2 protein-coding genes are annotated in these 634 nt (G+C 31.2%); both read right to left on the reverse strand.

The window, feature by feature from the left end; all coding sequences use genetic code 11:
- Positions 1–158: 158 nt before the first annotated feature.
- Complete coding sequence (locus tag D5R40_RS36845; RefSeq protein ID WP_161565200.1) at positions 159–314, reverse strand: hypothetical protein; 156 nt, start codon at positions 312–314, stop codon at positions 159–161.
- 20 nt (positions 315–334) lie between these two features.
- Positions 335–490, reverse strand: coding sequence for a hypothetical protein (locus tag D5R40_RS36850; RefSeq protein ID WP_161565200.1), 156 nt, complete (start codon positions 488–490; stop codon positions 335–337).
- Positions 491–634 lie beyond the last annotated feature (144 nt).

Genomic DNA, 634 nt, shown 5'->3' on the forward strand with positions numbered 1-634 from the left:
AATCATTAATGAAGTAAGTATGGCTAACATTAACTGAATGGAAAACCCAGAAGCATAAGCTTTTTCAAAATTTCCTTGAGTTAGATAATGTTCTGCTTCTTCGTTAAATTTTAATGCTGCTGCTTCTGGGTTTTCCATTCAGTTAATGTTAGCCATACTTACTTCATTAATGATATAATCATTAATGAAGTAAGTATGGCTAACATTAACTGAATGGAAAACCCAGAAGCATAAGCTTTTTCAAAATTTCCTTGAGTTAGATAATGTTCTGCTTCTTCGTTAAATTTTAATGCTGCTGCTTCTGGGTTTTCCATTCAGTTAATGTTAGCCATACTTACTTCATTAATGATATAATCATTAATGAAGTAAGTATGGCTAACATTAACTGAATGGAAAACCCAGAAGCATAAGCTTTTTCAAAATTTCCTTGAGTTAGATAATGTTCTGCTTCTTCGTTAAATTTTAATGCTGCTGCTTCTGGGTTTTCCATTCAGTTAATGTTAGCCATACTTACTTCATTAATGATATAATCATTAATGAAGTAAGTATGGCTAACATTAACTGAATGGAAAACCCAGAAGCATAAGCTTTTTCAAAATTTCCTTGAGTTAGATAATGTTCTGCTTCTTCGTTA

The organism is Okeania hirsuta (assembly GCF_003838195.1).
Classification (GTDB): Bacteria; Cyanobacteriota; Cyanobacteriia; order Cyanobacteriales; family Microcoleaceae; genus Okeania; species Okeania hirsuta.

Bases quoted from the DNA above. Each gene is read 5' to 3' on its own strand.
- D5R40_RS36845 (WP_161565200.1), bottom strand. From the start codon at position 314: ATGGAAAACCCAGAAGCAGCAGCATTAAAATTTAACGAAGAAGCAGAA.
- D5R40_RS36850 (WP_161565200.1), bottom strand. From the start codon at position 490: ATGGAAAACCCAGAAGCAGCAGCATTAAAATTTAACGAAGAAGCAGAA.